Source organism: Exiguobacterium sp. s124, from assembly GCF_018617485.1.
Classification (GTDB): domain Bacteria; phylum Bacillota; class Bacilli; order Exiguobacteriales; family Exiguobacteriaceae; genus Exiguobacterium; species Exiguobacterium aestuarii.
Map to the genome: position 1 here is coordinate 174287 of NZ_JACSKH010000002.1, position 16813 is coordinate 191099.

At 46.2% G+C, this 16813-nt stretch carries 17 protein-coding genes; 10 read left to right on the forward strand and 7 right to left on the reverse strand.

Going from position 1 to position 16813, the window contains the following annotated elements; genetic code table 11:
- The first annotated feature begins 65 nt into the window (after nucleotides 1-65).
- From KNO85_RS11455 to KNO85_RS11465, 3 genes are all read left to right on the forward strand, one after another.
- Nucleotides 66-1127 (forward strand): Fe(3+) ABC transporter substrate-binding protein, encoded by a 1062-nt coding sequence (locus KNO85_RS11455; protein ID WP_214790212.1) that lies wholly within the window; start codon nucleotides 66-68, stop codon nucleotides 1125-1127.
- Between the two features lie 132 nt (nucleotides 1128-1259).
- Entirely contained in the window at nucleotides 1260-2897 is a 1638-nt protein-coding gene (locus KNO85_RS11460) for an ABC transporter permease (protein ID WP_214790214.1), read from the forward strand.
- On the forward strand, nucleotides 2897-3604 hold the full coding sequence (locus tag KNO85_RS11465) for an ABC transporter ATP-binding protein (RefSeq protein ID WP_214742571.1): 708 nt from the start codon (nucleotides 2897-2899) through the stop codon (nucleotides 3602-3604). Before KNO85_RS11460 ends, KNO85_RS11465 begins: the two co-directional genes overlap by 1 nt.
- A gap of 47 nt (nucleotides 3605-3651) precedes the next feature.
- Here KNO85_RS11465 and KNO85_RS11470 read toward each other — a convergent pair whose 3' ends face one another.
- The 3 genes from KNO85_RS11470 to KNO85_RS11480 all read right to left on the reverse strand — a co-directional run bounded on the left by KNO85_RS11470 (nucleotide 3652) and on the right by KNO85_RS11480 (nucleotide 6776).
- Complete coding sequence (locus KNO85_RS11470; RefSeq protein ID WP_214790216.1) at nucleotides 3652-4551, reverse strand: class F sortase; 900 nt, start codon at nucleotides 4549-4551, stop codon at nucleotides 3652-3654.
- A 19-nt stretch (nucleotides 4552-4570) separates the two neighbouring features.
- Nucleotides 4571-5911, reverse strand: a complete 1341-nt coding sequence (locus KNO85_RS11475; RefSeq protein WP_214790218.1) for a globin family protein — start codon at nucleotides 5909-5911, stop codon at nucleotides 4571-4573.
- A gap of 85 nt (nucleotides 5912-5996) precedes the next feature.
- The gene (locus KNO85_RS11480) at nucleotides 5997-6776 is read right to left on the reverse strand and encodes a helix-turn-helix domain-containing protein (protein WP_214790220.1); all 780 of its coding nucleotides are present in this window, start codon (nucleotides 6774-6776) and stop codon (nucleotides 5997-5999) included.
- A gap of 123 nt (nucleotides 6777-6899) precedes the next feature.
- Here KNO85_RS11480 and KNO85_RS11485 point away from each other — a divergent pair, with 123 nt between their 5' ends.
- Nucleotides 6900-8549, forward strand: coding sequence for a glycoside hydrolase family 13 protein (locus KNO85_RS11485; protein WP_214790222.1), 1650 nt, complete (start codon nucleotides 6900-6902; stop codon nucleotides 8547-8549).
- 103 nt (nucleotides 8550-8652) lie between these two features.
- Nucleotides 8653-9159 carry a flavodoxin domain-containing protein gene (locus KNO85_RS11490; RefSeq protein WP_214790224.1) on the forward strand — a complete coding sequence of 169 codons (507 nt, stop codon included), beginning with the start codon at nucleotides 8653-8655 and terminating at the stop codon, nucleotides 9157-9159.
- Here the strand turns inward: KNO85_RS11490 and KNO85_RS11495 are convergent.
- Nucleotides 9123-10718, reverse strand: a complete 1596-nt coding sequence (locus KNO85_RS11495; RefSeq protein WP_214790226.1) for a glycoside hydrolase family 55 protein — start codon at nucleotides 10716-10718, stop codon at nucleotides 9123-9125. The two genes, KNO85_RS11490 and KNO85_RS11495, sit on opposite strands and share 37 nt — an antisense overlap.
- Before the next feature lie 261 nt (nucleotides 10719-10979).
- Between KNO85_RS11495 and KNO85_RS11500 the strand changes: the two genes are divergently transcribed.
- The 4 genes from KNO85_RS11500 to KNO85_RS11515 all read left to right on the forward strand — a co-directional run bounded on the left by KNO85_RS11500 (nucleotide 10980) and on the right by KNO85_RS11515 (nucleotide 12773).
- Nucleotides 10980-11180 (forward strand): cold-shock protein, encoded by a 201-nt coding sequence (locus KNO85_RS11500; RefSeq protein ID WP_015880427.1) that lies wholly within the window; start codon nucleotides 10980-10982, stop codon nucleotides 11178-11180.
- A gap of 117 nt (nucleotides 11181-11297) precedes the next feature.
- A complete protein-coding gene (locus KNO85_RS11505) occupies nucleotides 11298-11711 on the forward strand; it encodes a pyridoxamine 5'-phosphate oxidase family protein (RefSeq protein WP_214695810.1) in 414 nt (137 codons plus the stop codon).
- 178 nt (nucleotides 11712-11889) lie between these two features.
- On the forward strand, nucleotides 11890-12396 hold the full coding sequence (locus KNO85_RS11510; protein WP_214790228.1) for a DoxX family membrane protein: 507 nt from the start codon (nucleotides 11890-11892) through the stop codon (nucleotides 12394-12396).
- Between the two features lie 80 nt (nucleotides 12397-12476).
- On the forward strand, nucleotides 12477-12773 hold the full coding sequence (locus KNO85_RS11515) for a DUF3817 domain-containing protein (protein WP_214746837.1): 297 nt from the start codon (nucleotides 12477-12479) through the stop codon (nucleotides 12771-12773).
- Between the two features lie 21 nt (nucleotides 12774-12794).
- Here the strand turns inward: KNO85_RS11515 and KNO85_RS11520 are convergent, their stop codons facing one another.
- Entirely contained in the window at nucleotides 12795-14048 is a 1254-nt protein-coding gene (locus KNO85_RS11520; protein ID WP_214790230.1) for an MFS transporter, read from the reverse strand.
- Nucleotides 14049-14157: 109 nt separating this feature from the next.
- Between KNO85_RS11520 and KNO85_RS11525 the strand changes: the two genes are divergently transcribed.
- On the forward strand, nucleotides 14158-15378 hold the full coding sequence (locus KNO85_RS11525; RefSeq protein WP_214790232.1) for a helix-turn-helix domain-containing protein: 1221 nt from the start codon (nucleotides 14158-14160) through the stop codon (nucleotides 15376-15378).
- 4 nt (nucleotides 15379-15382) lie between these two features.
- Here KNO85_RS11525 and KNO85_RS11530 read toward each other — a convergent pair whose 3' ends face one another.
- Nucleotides 15383-16390, reverse strand: coding sequence for a S66 family peptidase (locus KNO85_RS11530; RefSeq protein WP_214790234.1), 1008 nt, complete (start codon nucleotides 16388-16390; stop codon nucleotides 15383-15385).
- 63 nt (nucleotides 16391-16453) lie between these two features.
- Nucleotides 16454-16780, reverse strand: coding sequence for a winged helix-turn-helix transcriptional regulator (locus tag KNO85_RS11535; protein ID WP_214790236.1), 327 nt, complete (start codon nucleotides 16778-16780; stop codon nucleotides 16454-16456).
- Nucleotides 16781-16813 lie beyond the last annotated feature (33 nt).

Consider the following 16813-nt stretch of genomic DNA (forward strand, 5'->3'; position numbering starts at 1 on the left):
GATAGGTACTGAGAGTAATTATCATTACCAAAGAGAGAAATCAATTGAACGTGGGGGAATGACAGATGAACAAAAAATATGCAGCTTTAGGAATTTCAGCAGCACTAACGACATCGCTCCTTGCCGCTTGTGCAAGCACAGATGAGACAACTTCAAATGAAGGCTCAGACGATTCGAACGTCGTCAATGTTTACTCGAGTCGCCACTACGATGTCGATCAACAATTATATAAGCAGTTTGAAGAAGAAACGGGCATCAAGGTAAACGTCGTGGAAGGTAAGAGTGACGAACTCCTCGAGCGTTTAAACACTGAAGGCGAGAGCACAGAAGCTGACCTCTTCATTACGGCAGATGCCGGTAACTTGTACCAAGCGAAAGAAGCAGGACATCTCCAAGCGGTCGATAGCGATGAGCTTGAGTCGAACATTCCTGCCAAATATCGTGACACGGACAACGAATGGTTCGGTTTGACGAAACGTGCACGTGTCATCGTGTACTCGAAAGATCGCGTGAAACCAGAAGAGTTGTCGACGTATGAAGCGTTGACAGAAGAACAGTGGAACGGCAAAGTACTCGTCCGTCCGTCTGAAAACATGTACAACATCTCACTCCTCGCATCATTCATCGAAGTGAACGGTGTCGATGAAGCGAAAGAGTGGGCGAAAGGCTTAGTGAACAACATGGCACGTGACCCACAAGGGAACGACCGTGACCAAGCGAAAGCAGTCGTCGCCGGTGAAGGGGATGTCGCCATCATGAACACGTACTACATGGGTCTCATGTTGAATTCTGAGGACGAAGAAGAGAAGAAAGTCGCTGAAGAGCTCGGTGTCTTCTTCCCGAACCAGGATACAACAGGCACACACGTGAACATTTCTGGTATCGCGATGACAAAAGCATCGAAAAACACAGAAAACGCTCAGAAGTTGATGGAGTTCATGTCAGAACCGTCAGCTCAAGAGAAATTTGCGAGTGTGAACTACGAATACCCAGTCAACGAATCGGTTGAACCGAACGAGCTTCTTCAATCATGGGGCGAGTTCAAAGAGCAAGACATCAACCTCTCAGTACTTGGTGAAAACCAACAAGAAGCAATCCGTATCTTTAACGAAGTGGGTTGGAAGTAAGATGACTTCGGCTTGAACGAGAGTTCAGGCCGGAGGTTTTTGCGTTTCTAACACCTAAGCGCTACACGGGACACGTAGAAACTGATATGATGGGACAGGAATTGATTGTTTATAGAACGGGAGCGGTACGACATGAACTGGCACGCGGTTAAAAGACAACTGAATGGATGGGCGATCCTTAGCTTTCTCGCGATTTTATTGATCGTCTTGCCGGGAGTCGTCGTGCTCGTCGAATTGTTCGCACCGGTCAACGAGAACTGGCAGCACATTCAAGAGTATTTGTTGCCCCGTTACGTACGGAACACGTTGTTCATCATGTTGGCCACTGGTCTTCTGACGACAGTGATCGGAACGAGCCTCGCTTGGTTCGTGACCGTCTATGATTTTCCGTTCCGTCGCTTCTTTAAATGGGCACTCATCTTGCCGCTGGCGATCCCGCCTTATATCGGGGCGTATACGTATCACGGCATCTTAAACTATACGGGTGTGATTCAAACGACGTTACGGAACCAGTTCGGCATCACCGTCGATCAATCGTACTTCAATATCATGTCGATTCAGGGAACAGTGTTTATCTTCACCTTGTTCCTGTATCCATACATCTATACGATTACACGAGCGTTCCTGCATAACCAGTCGTCCTCGATGATTGAGAACGCACGGATTCTCGGGCGTGGGTCGTGGGATATTTTCTTCACCGTCGTCATTCCGATTTCCCGAGTCGCTATTATCGGTGGTGTCAGTCTCGTCTTGATGGAAGTACTCAACGATTATGGCGTCGTAAAATATTTCGGGATTCAGACGTTCAGTACCGCTATTTTTAGCACATGGTTCGGGATGAAAGACACGTCGTCGGCATTGAAGCTAGCGGGTACCCTGATGATTCTTGTCATCGCCATCTTGACGATGGAACGGCTCGTACGGGGACGAAAGCAGTTCAGTTACGCTTCGACGAAAGTGAAGCCGCTCAAACCGAGACCGCTTCAAGGATGGCATCGCTACGCAGTATTCGCCTACGTCTCAATCGTCTTTGCAATCGCATTCGTCATTCCGTTCACGCAGTTGACGGCTTGGACGTTCCTGACGTTCGATACGGTCTTCACGGAAGAATTTTGGCAACTCGTTTGGAATACGGTTCGTGTCGCTTTTATCGCAACGGTGATCATCCTGTTGTTCGCACTCATCATTGCGAACTATACGCGACTATTCCCGTCGAACATGACACGCGTCATTTCAAAGGTGACGACGCTTGGGTATTCGATTCCGGGAGCAGCGATCGCGATTGCGGTCATCACGCTCTTCTTATGGCTCGATGACAAAGTGCTCGACATGGCTAAGGCGCTCGACTTGAGTCAGACGTTCGTGTTTCGTACGACGCTCATCATGCTCATCTTTGCCTACGTCATCCGCTTCCTCGCTATCGGATACAACTCGATTGAGAGCGGGTTCGAGAAGGTCGGAAAATCGTTCACGGAAGCATCCCGCATGCTTGGTTGGAACACGGTCCAAACGTTCTTCCGCGTGGATATCCCGATGATCAAAGGCGCTATCATGAGCGCGTTTATCCTCGTCTTTATTGATATTATGAAAGAGTTACCATTGACGCTCTTTTTACAACCATTTAACTTTTCGACGCTTGCGACACAGGCGTTCAAATATGTGAGTGATGAGAAGATTCACGAAGCGGCACTCGCTTCGATCGTCATCGTCCTCATGAGTGGACTGTTGATTTTCGTTTCCCACAAGGTGCTTGATAAGGAGGCCGACTAATGTTTGTTCAAATCAATGATTTACATTTTAGCTATAAAGGTGCGCATGAAGAAACAATCAAAGGGTTCTCGATTTCGATTACAAAAGGCGAAATCGTCTCGCTTCTTGGGGATAGCGGTTCTGGGAAAAGTACGATTCTCCGATTGATCGCAGGACTCGAGATGCCGAACCAAGGCGTCGTCGTCGTGAACGACTGTGTCTGTTGCGACGATTGTCAGTTCATGCCGCCAGAAGATCGTGGCGTCGGGATGGTCTTCCAAGATTACGCACTCTTCCCGCACATGACTGTTGAAAAGAACATTCGATTCGGCCTTCACAAGCTTAGTCGCAAGGAACGGAATGCGCGTGTCGAAGAGATGCTCGAACTCGTCAATTTGACGGAGTTCCGTCACCGTTATCCGTACGAACTTAGTGGAGGACAACAGCAACGTGTCGCACTCGCTCGTGCGCTTGCACCAAAACCGGCGTTGTTGATTCTAGACGAACCGTTCAGTAACTTGGATACGTCACTCCAACATCGGATTCGCGACGACCTTCGCCGTCTTTTGAAGCAGACGGGCACGACGACGATTTTCGTGACACACGATGAGGAAGATGCTGAGGCGCTTGCTGACCGCATCGTTTACCTCGGAGAAGGCAAAATTAAAAAGCAAGTCATGACGGAGAACAATAAGACGTTCAATCCGCAGATTCCTTGCTTCGTGTAATAGAGAAGACCCCTTATCCACTTCCAAAGTGAATAAGGGGTCTTTTGTCATTTGGTCATCTCAGAAGGTTTCGACTCGTTCCCGAGCTGGTCGATCGCAGTCACATAGTAGGATTTGGTGTTGTCACTTGCGACTTCGATACTCTTTCGCGCATGGGACGGGATGCTTTCGATATGAGTCGCTTTTCCGTCGACGACTTCATAGATGCGATATCCGATCACGCTCTCTTGACGTACGGCATGCCATGTCAATAAGTTTCCTCTCAGTTCGACTGCCGTCGGTGTCTCGAGTTCGACAGTTTCGTTCAGCTCGGTATCCACTAGCTCTGTATATACGACGAATCGTTCATCGTAGCCCCCGTCCCCGAACGTACCCGAACAGGTGATCAAATTTAAATTACGATTTGATGTGGCACCGAAAATTTCTTCGATTGGCGCGGTTTTCGTATCATAGCGTTCTGTCTTTGTGACGCGGAACCGAAGGGTGTTCCCCGCCTCATCTTGAATCAGAACGTCATCGCCTTTTGTAAGTTGATCGAGTTGATAAAAGATGGCTGGTCCGGTCTTACTATCGACATGACCGGCAATCACGGCGTTCCCTTTACTTCCAGGTGTGACACCGGGTTCGAACCACCCAACCTGATTTTCATCTTCTGGCACACCCATCTGTCCATTTTCCAGTACTCCGACTTGCTCGATGGCGGTATCGACATCAATTTTAGGAATTTGGATTTGAACAGGGGTAACGGCCTTGGCGTTTTCTTCTTCCTCAGCTAATCGTAATTTCTTCACCTCTTCCTGTAGAAGTGAGAATTCAGCCGTTAAATCCGGGCTCTCCTCTATTTGTTTTTCTTCTACAGGTGGTGACGACGATTCTTGGGCGCTCGTCCACGTCCAGAAGCTAAAACAAAAGAGAGAGAGCGCCAGAAACAAATGGCGCTTGTTCATGGGGCTCCCTCCTTATTGATTATTGTTCAGACACTTTACGTTTGCGAAGCGTTACGAAGGCGAGTAAGATTCCGCCAAGTACAGCTAATGCAGCGTAGAGGCTGTTCATTGATTGTTCTTGTGCACCACCGAGACCTGTTTCAGGCATCTCTTCAGGCATCATTGTTTCTTCGAACTTGTCAGGCATTTGTGTCACGATTGCGTTACCGAGTGTTTCACCAACACCGAACATGAACGCATATCCTTCACGGAATGACATCCAAGCCGCTTCTGCATCGCCTGCGACATATTGATCAAATGTGTCGAGTACAAGCGCTTCGTGCTGTTTGATGGCTTCTTCACCGGCAGCTTGTGGTAAGTTACCTTCTGTTGCTGCATCGAGGAATGTGCTGAAGTCGACAGCGAAAGTATCAAGTCGCATACGCGCATCTTCAATCATCGCTTCGTCACCTTCAAGTGTAGCGGCTACGATATCACCTTGTGCTGTGATGTGATCCGAGTTCCAAACTTTTTCGAACTGTGCAGCACCTTCGTCACCATATACAGATGCGATGGCCGCTTTAAAGTCGAGTGTGTTTTGGTCTTCTGCCCATGTCACGTAGTCATAGTCCTCTGCTTGGTCGTAACCTTTTTGCATACCGATTGCAGCGAGGGCGAAGTGCTCACCTGCAAGACTGTTCAATGTCGAGCGGAGTTCAACAGCTGGTGTGTCAGCTCCAGTCGTGAATTTGTCAGGCATTTGTGTGACGATTGCACCTGAGAGGGCTTTACTGATGTTGAACATGTGCTTGTAACCTTCACGGAACGTCATGTAAGCTTCTTCATAATCTCCTTCGACATAGTTATCGAATACAGAGAGGACTTGGTCTTCATGAAGTTCAAGTGCATCGGCTGCTGCGTCTTTCGGTAAGTTACCTTCCGTCGCTGCGTCGAGGAATGTTGAGAACTCATCTACGAATTCGTCAACTTCAGCTTCAGCTTCCATGCGTAACTCTTTGTCTTCTGATTTTGCTGCTTCAACGAAATCTGCTGAATAGTCGTTGTGACCACGGAAGATTTCTTCGAATTTCATCCCGCCTTCTTCTCCATAGATAGAAGAAATGGCTGGTGTCATGTCGAGTGCGTTTTGATCGAGTGCTTTCATCGATACTTCAGCGTCCGCTGCCTCGTCATATTCTTTCATCATCGATGTGACGGCTAATACGTAGTGCTCAGATAAGAGTTGATCGAGTGTGGCGCGAAGGTCACCTGCTGGTGTGCTTGCTGTCGGTGTGTGATCCGCCGCTTGTGCGTTGACCGGTACGAGTAGTCCTAAGGCTAGTGCCGGTGCTACGATTTTGTTTAACGTCTTCTTCTTCATGTGTAATCGCTCCTTTTCGTAAGTGAGTGTTGTCGTTATTTACACCCATCTAACGGAGCGGTTCAAAAAATGGATCACTCTTTTTTTATTTTTTTTCGTTTTTTTGTTGAAGAGTGCGATACACCCCTGGTGCTACGCCATATTTTCGTTTAAAAATTCTGTGGAAATATGGATAACTTCGAAATCCAGACAGTTCCGCAATCGTTTCTAACGAATGTTTTGTATAGCGCATTTGCTCTTCGGCAAGCTGTAGACGAATCGATTGTGCATATTCGATGATCGTCATCCCGGTCCCTTCTTTAAAGAGATGAACGGTTCTTGAAACGCTTAGTCCGACCTCTATAGCGACGTCTGCCACTTTGAAGTCACTCGTGACGTGGGCTTCGATAAAACGCATCATGCGTGAGACGACTGGAGGTCGTGCATGGGAATGAACGTCTTGGATGGCGCGATCGAGCATGAGTAAGAGCGCTTGGACGAGTGTTTCGATTAATCCAGTGCTCTGTTCAGAAGGCGGTCGACGCACTTCTTCCGTGATGTGTTGCCATAGCGATAGGAGACGGGAATCAATGGTGATGGAATACAGTCGCTCCCGTGGGATCGCATGCCACCATGTATCAATCGTGGATCCGGTACAAAAGATATGGTAGTCTCCGCTCGCGGGTGTGTCGACATGCATTTCATAGAAGTCACCCGGACGAACAATCAATACGTCACCAGGTCGTGTGAATAGTGTTTCCTCATTGACGATCACCCGAGCCGTTCCTTCCGTCTGCAAGCGAATCAGATACGTATCGAGTAAGTTGGCAAATGGAAAAGTATAAGTCGTTGTATGATATGAATAGCCACAAAAGCCGATTTCCATAATAATCTCCTCTTTTAATAGCAAGATTGTACATATCTTAATCATATCATGGATGGTCATGCATACTTGAAGGCAGTACGATGAAAGCGTTGAAACGGAAATGAACTTCAAGGAGGACGTAACATGAAACAATGGTGGAAAGAAGCGGTCGTATATCAAATTTATCCACGGAGCTTCAATGATTCGAACGGGGACGGAATCGGTGATATCCAAGGAATCACGGAGAAGATGTCTTACTTGGCAGAACTCGGGATTGATGTCATCTGGCTCTCGCCGGTGTATGACTCGCCGAACGATGACAACGGATACGACATCCGTGATTACCGTGCCATCATGGATGAGTTCGGTACGATGCAAGACTTTGATGCGATGCTTGAGGAAGCGCATCGATATGGGATCAAAATCATGATGGACCTTGTCGTCAACCACTCTTCTGACGAACACCAATGGTTCATAGAGTCGCGTTCTTCAAAAGAGAGCCTATATCGTGACTATTACATTTGGAAAAAAGGGAAAGACGGTCAGCCACCGACGAACTGGGGAGCTTTCTTCGGCGGAAGTGCTTGGCAGTATGATGAAGCAAGTGATGAGTATTATCTTCACCTCTTCAGTAAGAAACAACCGGATTTGAACTGGGAAAGTGAGACGCTTCGTCGTGAAGTGTATGACCTTATGACGTATTGGCTCGATAAAGGTGTCGACGGGTTCCGGATGGACGTCATCAATATGATCTCCAAAGATCCAAGCTATCCGGATGGTCAAACGCAAGGAACGGGCTACGGCGACGGTACGCCATTCTTCTTCAATGGACCACGCATCCATGAATTCATGCAAGAGATGAATCGAGAAGTCTTATCGAAATACGACACCATCACGGTTGGTGAGATGCCAGGTGTCAGTGTGGAAGAAGCGAAGCTTTATACGGGGGAAGACCGTAACGAACTGAACATGGTCTTTCATTTTGAGCACGTAGACGTCGGAAACGGCAGCTTCGGGAAATGGAATCCGACGGACTGGAAGTTGACCGAGTTAAAGACGATCTTCTCACGTTGGCAAGAAGGACTGGAAGAGGAAGGGTGGAACAGCCTGTACTGGAGTAACCACGACCAGCCACGAGCCATCTCGCGCTTCGGAAACGATTCACCGGAATATCGTGTCCGTTCTGGGAAGATGCTTGCGACCCTCCTTCATCTATTAAAAGGAACACCTTATATTTATCAAGGCGAAGAGTTTGGGATGACGAACGTCGCGTTTGATTCGATTGATCAGTATCGGGATATTGAGACGTTGAACGCCTATCGTGATTACACATCAAAAGGGTTGTTAACGCACGACGAGATTTTCCGTGGAATCCATGAGCGAGGACGTGACAATTCACGCACGCCGGTACAATGGTCGAACGAAGCGCACGGTGGATTTACGACGGGGACGCCTTGGATTGAGGTCAATCCGAACTATGTCGACATCAATGCGGAAGCAGCACGGAAAGACCCGGAATCGTTATTCCATTACTACCGTCAGTTGATTGCGCTCCGTAAAGCCAATCCGCTCGTCGTCTATGGGAAGTATGAGCTCTTGCTCCCGGAAGATGAGGCGGTCTATGCGTTCACACGATCGTTCGAAGGAGAAACTTGGCTCGTGCTCTGTAACTTCTCAGGCGACACACAACAACGTGATTTACCATATGACGTCAAAGAACGCGTCATCGGCAACATGGAACCGATTGAACCGTTCACCCTTCGTCCTTACGAAGCACAAGTGTATAAACTGTGACGAAAAGCTCGCCATTTGGCGAGCTTTTTTGAGTGCATACGTATCTTCTTTTCATGATTCGGGAATAGAATAAATAACGTCTGACATGAAAAGAGGGAACGACATGGGTACTTTAATCGCTTACTCTTCGAGATATGGGACAAGTGAAAAAGTGGCGTCTCTACTCGCTGAACGGTTATCGGGAGACGTTCATGTCCAAAATATCGTGGAAGAGCCGATCGTCATGTGGGAGACAATCGATCACGTCATCGTCGGCAGCTCGATTCGGATGGGCACCATCCAGGACGAGATGAAGGAATGGTTGACCAATCATGAAGAACACTTGCTCGAGCGCCCCCTTGCTTTGTATTTGTGTGCCGGCACACCGACAGAATCAGAGCGGATTCGTGAGTTAGAAGAAGCCTATCGTGCCACACTGCGCGAGCATGCCTATTTCGTCGAAGTCGTCGGCAGCGGGTATGACTTTGAACGAATGGGCTTTTTAGACAAAGCAATCGTCCGAATGATGGCCAAACAGAAAGAAAGCTCGCTTGAACTCGATGAGGACAAATTGGACCGGCTCGTGGAGGCGGCTCAAACGTTCGAACGCACCCGGTCTGAGAATCCGTAAGCGAGTAGATCTTGCACATCGATTGGGCTTTTCGTGGAGATGAGTACATCTCCACTTTTTTTCTGCCCTTCGATTTGATGAAGTGCGATGTTTTCCAGCTGACGTCCTATTTTCAAAGCGATTGGCGCAGATTCGTGGCATCGCAAGTTTTCGATGGTCACTTCATCGGTTCGGTTATCTCCCCCGAACAGCTCGAGATCAGCTCTCGAGGTTGTAAATCCGCGCACGGAGATGCGATGTAATTGAACGCGTCGAGACTTGTATTGAATCGCCAGTGCCGGATGTTGTTCATAATCGTAGGTCGGGTCACCGATGGCGGTCAATCCATGAATCAAGACATCCTGATACGCCGAGACGACTAGACTTCTTGGAGAGGACTTCGCATAGAGCGGGCTTCGAATCGGTTCGATGGACACCAAGTTCGTACCAGACAGAAAGCGTGCCGTCGCCGAATCGGGGTCGTCCGCTAAATGATGACTGATGTGGCGGAAATTGAATGAGCGATTGTCGTGAACGGAGAGGTGTCCGAAGATATGGACGTCATGAGCGGCTGACGAGGTGCCATGTGCCTTCACTTCGATTCCGCCAAAACAGCCTTCACTTTTATTGTTCACGAGCGTGACATGTCGAGATCCGTCGTCGATCTCAATGCCGTTCGAGTTTGAGAATCCGAGGGCATGCGTTCGACCATGAGGATGATGACAATAGCAGTTGGTAATATAGATAGCATCACTATGATGTGTCGTGATTCCGTCATCGCCATAGTTCGTCGCCTCGAGGTGGTCGAGGTGGATGTAGCGACTGCCATTTGCGGCGCGGAGTCCATCTCCGAGATAATGATAGTGTGGAGACGTGATATCGAACGCATGTAGTCCAGCATTTTTGGCCGTCACGTGATGCACCCAGCCATACGTCACGTGCGCAAACGTCAAAGCACTCGAAGATGTGTCACCGCTCGTCGTCCGTTTCACATCTCCTAAACGCGCAACGTTCCAATCGAGCGTCAGGTGACACACCTCGATATGATGATTTCCGACAAAAGGAGTGGCATTTCGTAATAGTCGTCGATGTCTTGGTGCGCGATCGGATAGTTTTAGAATCGTGACATCTTGACCGGCACCTTCTAGCACACAATTGGAAGGGAGGCGAATACCTCGAACGATATACACGCCTGCTGGGACAAAGACACGACGGTTGGAACGGAGAGCGAGACGAAAGGCGAGCGTACAATCCGTTTTACCATCTCCGACGGCCCCATAGTCCGTCACGTCGACGCGTTGTTCCGTGACCTGTATCAGATTCAAATATTCCGCATCGAGTCGCCGCATCCAAACAGGACGAACGATTCCATCGATTTGTTCGAGCGGGAGTGATGTTTGGACAGGAGCAATGCGTTCCGTCAATGGAATTCGGCAAGGTATGGACAGTTGTTGCGCTGAGTAAGACTTTTCGCGTGTCGCTCGGTGCCACTCGAGTGATTGATGAATCAGGTCTTCAGACCAATCCGAGTAAGAAGCGATCATCGAGGCGATTGATTGTTGCTCTCTTGCGTTTTTCATAATAGATCCTCCTAGCATCATCTTCTCTAGCATGTACCCGTTTCACCTTGTTTTTTAGCAATCAGAAGTATTTACTAGACAGAAGCATCTAGTCGTGTTATATTCAATATGTGCTTAATTAAGAATAGCTGGAATCATAATTCACAAGTGCTTGGGATTATTTTTCATTAGATAATCCAGAGGCTTGTATTTTTTTTGGTCAAGTTTTTTCTAGTAAGGCACTACTATAACGCATAGCGTTTATTTCAGGAGGGTTCATTCATGAACACAGGTAAAGTAAAATGGTTTAACTCAGAAAAAGGTTACGGCTTCATCGAAATGGAAGGCGGAGACGACGTATTCGTACACTTCTCAGCAATCCAAGGCGACGGCTTCAAGACACTTGAAGAAGGCCAAGAAGTAACTTTCGAAATCACAGACGGAGCTCGTGGACCACAAGCTTCTAACGTTGAAAAAATCTAATCTTCCTTTCTAAGGAATATGATACCTGCTCGCATCGGCGAGCAGGTTTTTTTGTGTTTAATCGTGTAGTTTGAGGGAACAGTATACGAGCGACAAATCATGAAGGAGGAATTTGGAATGAGTGCAAAAGAAACAGCTTTGAAAATCCTAGATTCAAGTGATGTAGGGACGATGGCGACGGTATATAAGGTGAAGCCACATAGTCGATACATGACATTTTTCCATGATGATTTCACGCTCTATACAGCAACTTCGAACGATACAGATAAGGTAGAGGAATTAGAGAAGAATCCATATACGCATATTTTGATTGGTTATGATGGAGATGGAGTGGGAGACACTTACTTAGAAATCTTAGGTAAAGCGACTGTGTCAGACGATGAATCGATGAAAGAAAAAGTGTGGAACGACAAACTCGAGGGCTGGTTTGATGGTCCGGACGATCCGAAATTGGTCATTCTCAAAATCGAACCAGAATCGATGCGTGTGATGAACAAAAAAGGGCAGCCACCTCAAGAAGTAACGTTGTAAACTCCTCAAAGACGCCTCGAGTAGGCGTCTTTTTGCTGGATGTGAATAGAGTGTGACGTACATATGGACGAATCATGAACAAAGCAAAATACATATGTGAAATAGTGAACATAGGTGTTATATTGTGAATGTAATCACATTATTCATTTATTCAACTTCTTGAAAGGGAGGAATCATCATGTTCACGAAATTTTGGCAAAATCATAACATCGCTACGGCAATCTTGACGGTGTTACGTGTCTGGCTCGGTTATCATTGGTTAACAGCAGGTTGGGGTAAAATCACAGGTGGCTTTGGAACGGAAGGTTTCTTAAACAACGCGGTGACGCTCGCGACTGGAGAGCATCCAGCCGTCGCGGGATGGTGGGCTGCATTCTTAGAAAACTTTGCGATTCCGAACGCCGGATTATTCGATGTCCTTATTCCTTATGGTGAATTTTTGGTCGGGTTAGGGTTATTGCTCGGTGCACTTACACGTAGCGCGGCGTTCTTCGGTCTTGTCATGAACATGGCGTTCTTGCTCTCAGGGACGGTCAGTACGAACCCGACGATGTTGATCGTATCTGTATTGATTTTGGTTGCTGGACATAACGCAGGAAAAATCGGAGTCGATGGCTTGTTCCTTCGCAACTTCGTCGAAACAAAAGTATTGCATCGTTCACCAAATCGTCAAATAGCCTCGTAACTTTTATGCACTCTCCTGTGACAAACCTCTCATGTTTCGGCTACGATAGATATAGCCTACAGAGATAAAGGAGAACGCATATGACTACGACTCATTTTAAATGGCTTGGCTACACAGAAGGTGTGTCCTTCTTGTTGTTACTGTTCATCGCGATGCCACTGAAATATATGGCGGGTATTCCACTCGCGGTCAGCATCGTCGGCGCTGCACATGGTTTCTTGTTTGTTGCCTACGTGCTCGCAGCCGTTTACATGGCATGGCGCTTCCGTTGGGGCTTCAAAGTTCTGACGCTTGCCGTCATGGCATCGGTCATCCCATTCGGACCATTTTTATTAGAAAAACGGGTACTCCCGTCAACAGAGAAGACATCGAACTGATTCGTTCGATGTCTTTTTTCGTTACGAGATGCGTTCGATCGACTGGACTTCTGCTCGTTCTGCTTGGATATCGTGACGGATGCGATGCATGGAAATCAAAGTGAGACTAAGCAAACAAATCATACAGATGGTGTAGAGAAGAGCGACTGGAATTAAATCGCTTAAAAACCCGAAAAGAATGAACCCAAGTGGTGTGATTCCCATTGCAAGTGACTCGAGGACTCCCATTACACGACCTAGATAATTGGGATCTGTGTTCGTTTGTAAATACATCTGAATCGGAATATTGGCTCGAATAACGAAGAGGCCACTCAATAAAGCGAAAAATGAAAAGAATAAGATAGCGGGCAATACGTTGAATGTAAAGTAAAGTGGGATGGCTGGACCGATAAAAAGTAAGCTTAAAGCAATTAAGGCACTTCTCATCGTTGAAAGTCGGTACTTAATTTTGAAGAATGGTAATGCATGTAGTAATGAAGCGACTAAAAACCCAATGGCGAACATACTTTCTAAAAATCCGAACTGAAGAGGTGATACCCCGATTTCTTGTAAGGCAGCAATAGGGAATAAGACTTCGGATGCGACAAAAAAGAAATTAAGAAAAGTAGCGAGGAGCGCAATGGTCCATAAAACACGCTGTTTTTTAAGATATTGAAACCCGGATTGTACTTCTTTCCAAGTCGACTGAGACGTTTCTTGAATATCGCGGGTTTGAAATTTAAGTTGAGTGGCGACTAATCCTGCGATGAAAAATAATACAGCTGAACTGAACAAGAATACGGAAATCGGTAGAATTTTAAATAAAGCTCCGGCCAATAAAGGTGTGCCGATACTTGAAAATGAGATGATACTTTGGATTAATGAGTTTGTCCGTTGTAACTCTTCTTCCTTAAACAAAAGAGGGATTGAGCTAGATAAAGTCACGGATAGGAAAGTTGAAAAAACAGAGAGTAATGCGGTGATCAAAAGATAAGCAGGGACATTAAATGTCCAAATTAAGCTCGAAATTCCGGCAAGAAGAAACAGCATTCCATTTAACGTTTCCATATTTACGATGACACGCTTGCGATTTAGCTTGTCTGCATAAGCACCAGCAAAAGGAGAGAGCAGAATGCGAGGAAGGGTTCCTGCTAATAAGACAATCGCAAATTGTAACCCTGAACCGGAAGTGGTAAGTACAGTCAATCCGGCGATAAATGTGAACAAGTTTGAGGCGAACAACGACATGAATTTTCCGATTAACAAGATGTGTAGATTCGAAAATGATTTTTTCATAAGAAGTCTCCTTTACAAATTAGTTAAATGTGATTTAACATTATCATAAAGGCAATTGAGTGAAATGTAAACATAAAGTTCAATATAATTTAACTTTAAGGGGTGTCATATGATTGGAGAGCGAATTAAAGCATTGCGAAAACAGAAAAAAATGACTCAAACACAGTTGGCGGAAGGAATTGTCACGAAATCAATGCTTAGCATGATTGAGAATGGAAAAGCGGAGGCATCGATGCGCAGTTTGCGAGAACTCGCCAGTCGATTGGATGTATCAGTACAGTTTTTGCTCAAAGATTCTAGAGAGTCTGAACTACAAAAACTTGTAGAGGAAATCGAGTACGCAGATATGGGTTTTATGAAATGGGACAATAAAGATATTATCGAGCGTTTAGAACCATTTCTTGATAGTGACATGCAATCGATTTGGTTGGGACGAGCGTATGTTTTTTATGGTGACGCCATTTTGACGAATGATAATCGGGATTTAGTATTAAGTTATTATGATCGTGCTATTGAGTTATTTGAACGATTAGGTGAGAAAGATGAAATTGCAATGACGCGAATCGGTCAAGCATATTATTTAATGCACTGGGATCGATTTGATGAAGCGGGTGAAAAAATCGAACTGATTGAACAGCTCGATTCTCAAGCGATGAAAACAAAAACACGTATCGAATTTTATATGTTACTTGTTTTTAAAGAATTACTTTACAACGCTCAATTGTCTCACGCTATTCAATATTTAGAAGAAGCATTGAATTATATGAAACAGACTCGAACTTATTATCGAGCAGATGACGTATATCGAGCTCTCGTCATTTGCGCACTTTATCGAAAAGAGAATGAATTGATTCAGACAGCAATCATGAAAGCTCGACAGTATGTTGATTTTACCGAAGATGATTCTTCTAGAATGAGATTGGCGTTTACAGAAGGCTTAGTGGCGATGAAACAAAATAATGTAGACTTGATGGGGGTTCAATTAAACATTATCGAAAAAATCTTGCAAAAAGAAGAAAGCTATATGGTGATTAAAGAGGAAAAACGCTTCATTACTCCTTTTGAAATGTTCAAAGGAGTTTATCATGCGATGAAAGGTGATATCGAAAAAGCGGAAGTATTCTTAAATGAATTGTGGGAAAGAAGAAATGAATGGCAACTGAAGCATAGCTTGATTGACCAAGCCATTTATTTAGAAGGACTATTACTTGGCACCCTTTACGGATGTGGGAATCAATGGTTAGAGGAGATCGAGATACTTATTGATCAATTCCCTGAAGGGTACTATCATCAAAACTTAACGGGGCTACTAGTTAAAATCAAAGGCTGACGTATCAGCCCTTGAATGTTTGAATCAATGTTCCTTGACCATGCTCGACTTGGACAGAAGCGTGAGCCCCGTTGACGAACGTCATCTGTGGGGGGACGTGTCCGCAATCGATATCGTAAAAGATTGGAATACCTAGCATGTGGTGAAGCTCTTCATACATCATCTCGACCGTATAGTCTTGATGCACAGATGGGGCATCACTTCGTCCGAATAGAATACCAGACGTATGATCGAACCAACCGGCCCACTTCATTTGAAGGAGGGTCCTTTTTAATGCCGGAACGTTCATCTCGGCATTCTCAAAATACCAAAGAATCGGTTCATCCTTCAGGTATTCATGTTGGAATGTCTTGACGTCTCCATACGGTGTCCCGATTGTATGTAAGAGCACATCGAGACATCCACCAAGCAATCGACCTGTCGCGTGTTGACCCCCAATCGCTTTCCATTCAGTCGTTTCCGTCAAATGAAACAGGTGTGGCGTCGGATTGTCAAACTGCCACTCCTTTTGAAACTTCTCAGACGAGCGCTGGATGACTGTCTCGTCGACCCGCGTCGACAATACATCTAACCAACGTGAACTCGTCTCGTCCCACATATCCGCACGTAAATCGACCAGGTTCGGACCATGGGCCGAGGCGATTCCGGTTTTTAGCGTATAGACGAAGAGTAACAAACTCGTATCTGAATAACCGAGCATCCATTTTGCGGGTAAGGATTGCCACTCGATTTGGTCGAGGATCTCCATTAAAAGTTCTCCGCCCCAAGGCGGAATGATCAAGTCGACAGTGTCGTCTTGAAGGAGATTGGTTAATTCATTTACTCGTACGCGAGCCGGGGAGGACTTCCCGAATTGTTGTTTCCACGCATTTGGAGTGAATTGCAACGTGAACCCTCGATCAGAAAACTTATGTTCCGCTTGATGCAATAAATGGTGTAGTTCTGTTGGTATACCGGATGATGGGGCAGTGACCCCAATCTGATGACCGGTTAACTGTGGATAACGAATCATGACGACCTCCTGTGGATAAGTGATAAATGGGATGGGGTAAGACGGTTATCCACATGTGGACAACTAGTTGGAACGCATACGTTCCGCATGACGCATTCCCCATTCGTTCATCGCTTCGAGAATCGGGATGAGTGTTTTCCCATACTCACTTAAGCGATAGTCGACACGGGGGGGAACTTCTGGATAGACGGTCCGGATGACGATATCCTGTTCTTCCAAGTCACGGAGTTGCGCGGTCAATATCTTTTGACTGATCTTTGGTAATGCTCGCTTCAACTCACTGAAGCGTAACGTGTCACCATTGATTAGGACGAGGAGGATGGAGTGCTTCCATTTTCCTGTGATTAGTTCAAGTGCCGTATCGACCTCGCAGCTTGTTATCTTCGTCACAATCACTCTTCCTTTCCAATAGTATCGTTGAGG

Excerpts from the sequence above, each read along its gene's own strand:
- KNO85_RS11470 (WP_214790216.1), bottom strand. The coding sequence starts at position 4,551 with ATGAACAAGCGCCATTTGTTTCTGGCGCTCTCTCTCTTTTGTTTTAGC.
- KNO85_RS11490 (WP_214790224.1), top strand. The coding sequence starts at position 8,653 with ATGGGTACTTTAATCGCTTACTCTTCGAGATATGGGACAAGTGAAAAA.
- KNO85_RS11475 (WP_214790218.1), bottom strand. The coding sequence starts at position 5,911 with ATGAAGAAGAAGACGTTAAACAAAATCGTAGCACCGGCACTAGCCTTA.
- KNO85_RS11465 (WP_214742571.1), top strand. The coding sequence starts at position 2,897 with ATGTTTGTTCAAATCAATGATTTACATTTTAGCTATAAAGGTGCGCAT.
- KNO85_RS11460 (WP_214790214.1), top strand. The coding sequence starts at position 1,260 with ATGAACTGGCACGCGGTTAAAAGACAACTGAATGGATGGGCGATCCTT.
- KNO85_RS11530 (WP_214790234.1), bottom strand. The coding sequence starts at position 16,390 with ATGATTCGTTATCCACAGTTAACCGGTCATCAGATTGGGGTCACTGCC.
- KNO85_RS11520 (WP_214790230.1), bottom strand. The coding sequence starts at position 14,048 with ATGAAAAAATCATTTTCGAATCTACACATCTTGTTAATCGGAAAATTC.
- KNO85_RS11510 (WP_214790228.1), top strand. The coding sequence starts at position 11,890 with ATGTTCACGAAATTTTGGCAAAATCATAACATCGCTACGGCAATCTTG.
- KNO85_RS11525 (WP_214790232.1), top strand. The coding sequence starts at position 14,158 with ATGATTGGAGAGCGAATTAAAGCATTGCGAAAACAGAAAAAAATGACT.
- KNO85_RS11515 (WP_214746837.1), top strand. The coding sequence starts at position 12,477 with ATGACTACGACTCATTTTAAATGGCTTGGCTACACAGAAGGTGTGTCC.
- KNO85_RS11505 (WP_214695810.1), top strand. The coding sequence starts at position 11,298 with ATGAGTGCAAAAGAAACAGCTTTGAAAATCCTAGATTCAAGTGATGTA.
- KNO85_RS11455 (WP_214790212.1), top strand. The coding sequence starts at position 66 with ATGAACAAAAAATATGCAGCTTTAGGAATTTCAGCAGCACTAACGACA.
- KNO85_RS11500 (WP_015880427.1), top strand. The coding sequence starts at position 10,980 with ATGAACACAGGTAAAGTAAAATGGTTTAACTCAGAAAAAGGTTACGGC.
- KNO85_RS11495 (WP_214790226.1), bottom strand. The coding sequence starts at position 10,718 with ATGAAAAACGCAAGAGAGCAACAATCAATCGCCTCGATGATCGCTTCT.
- KNO85_RS11485 (WP_214790222.1), top strand. The coding sequence starts at position 6,900 with ATGAAACAATGGTGGAAAGAAGCGGTCGTATATCAAATTTATCCACGG.
- KNO85_RS11480 (WP_214790220.1), bottom strand. The coding sequence starts at position 6,776 with ATGGAAATCGGCTTTTGTGGCTATTCATATCATACAACGACTTATACT.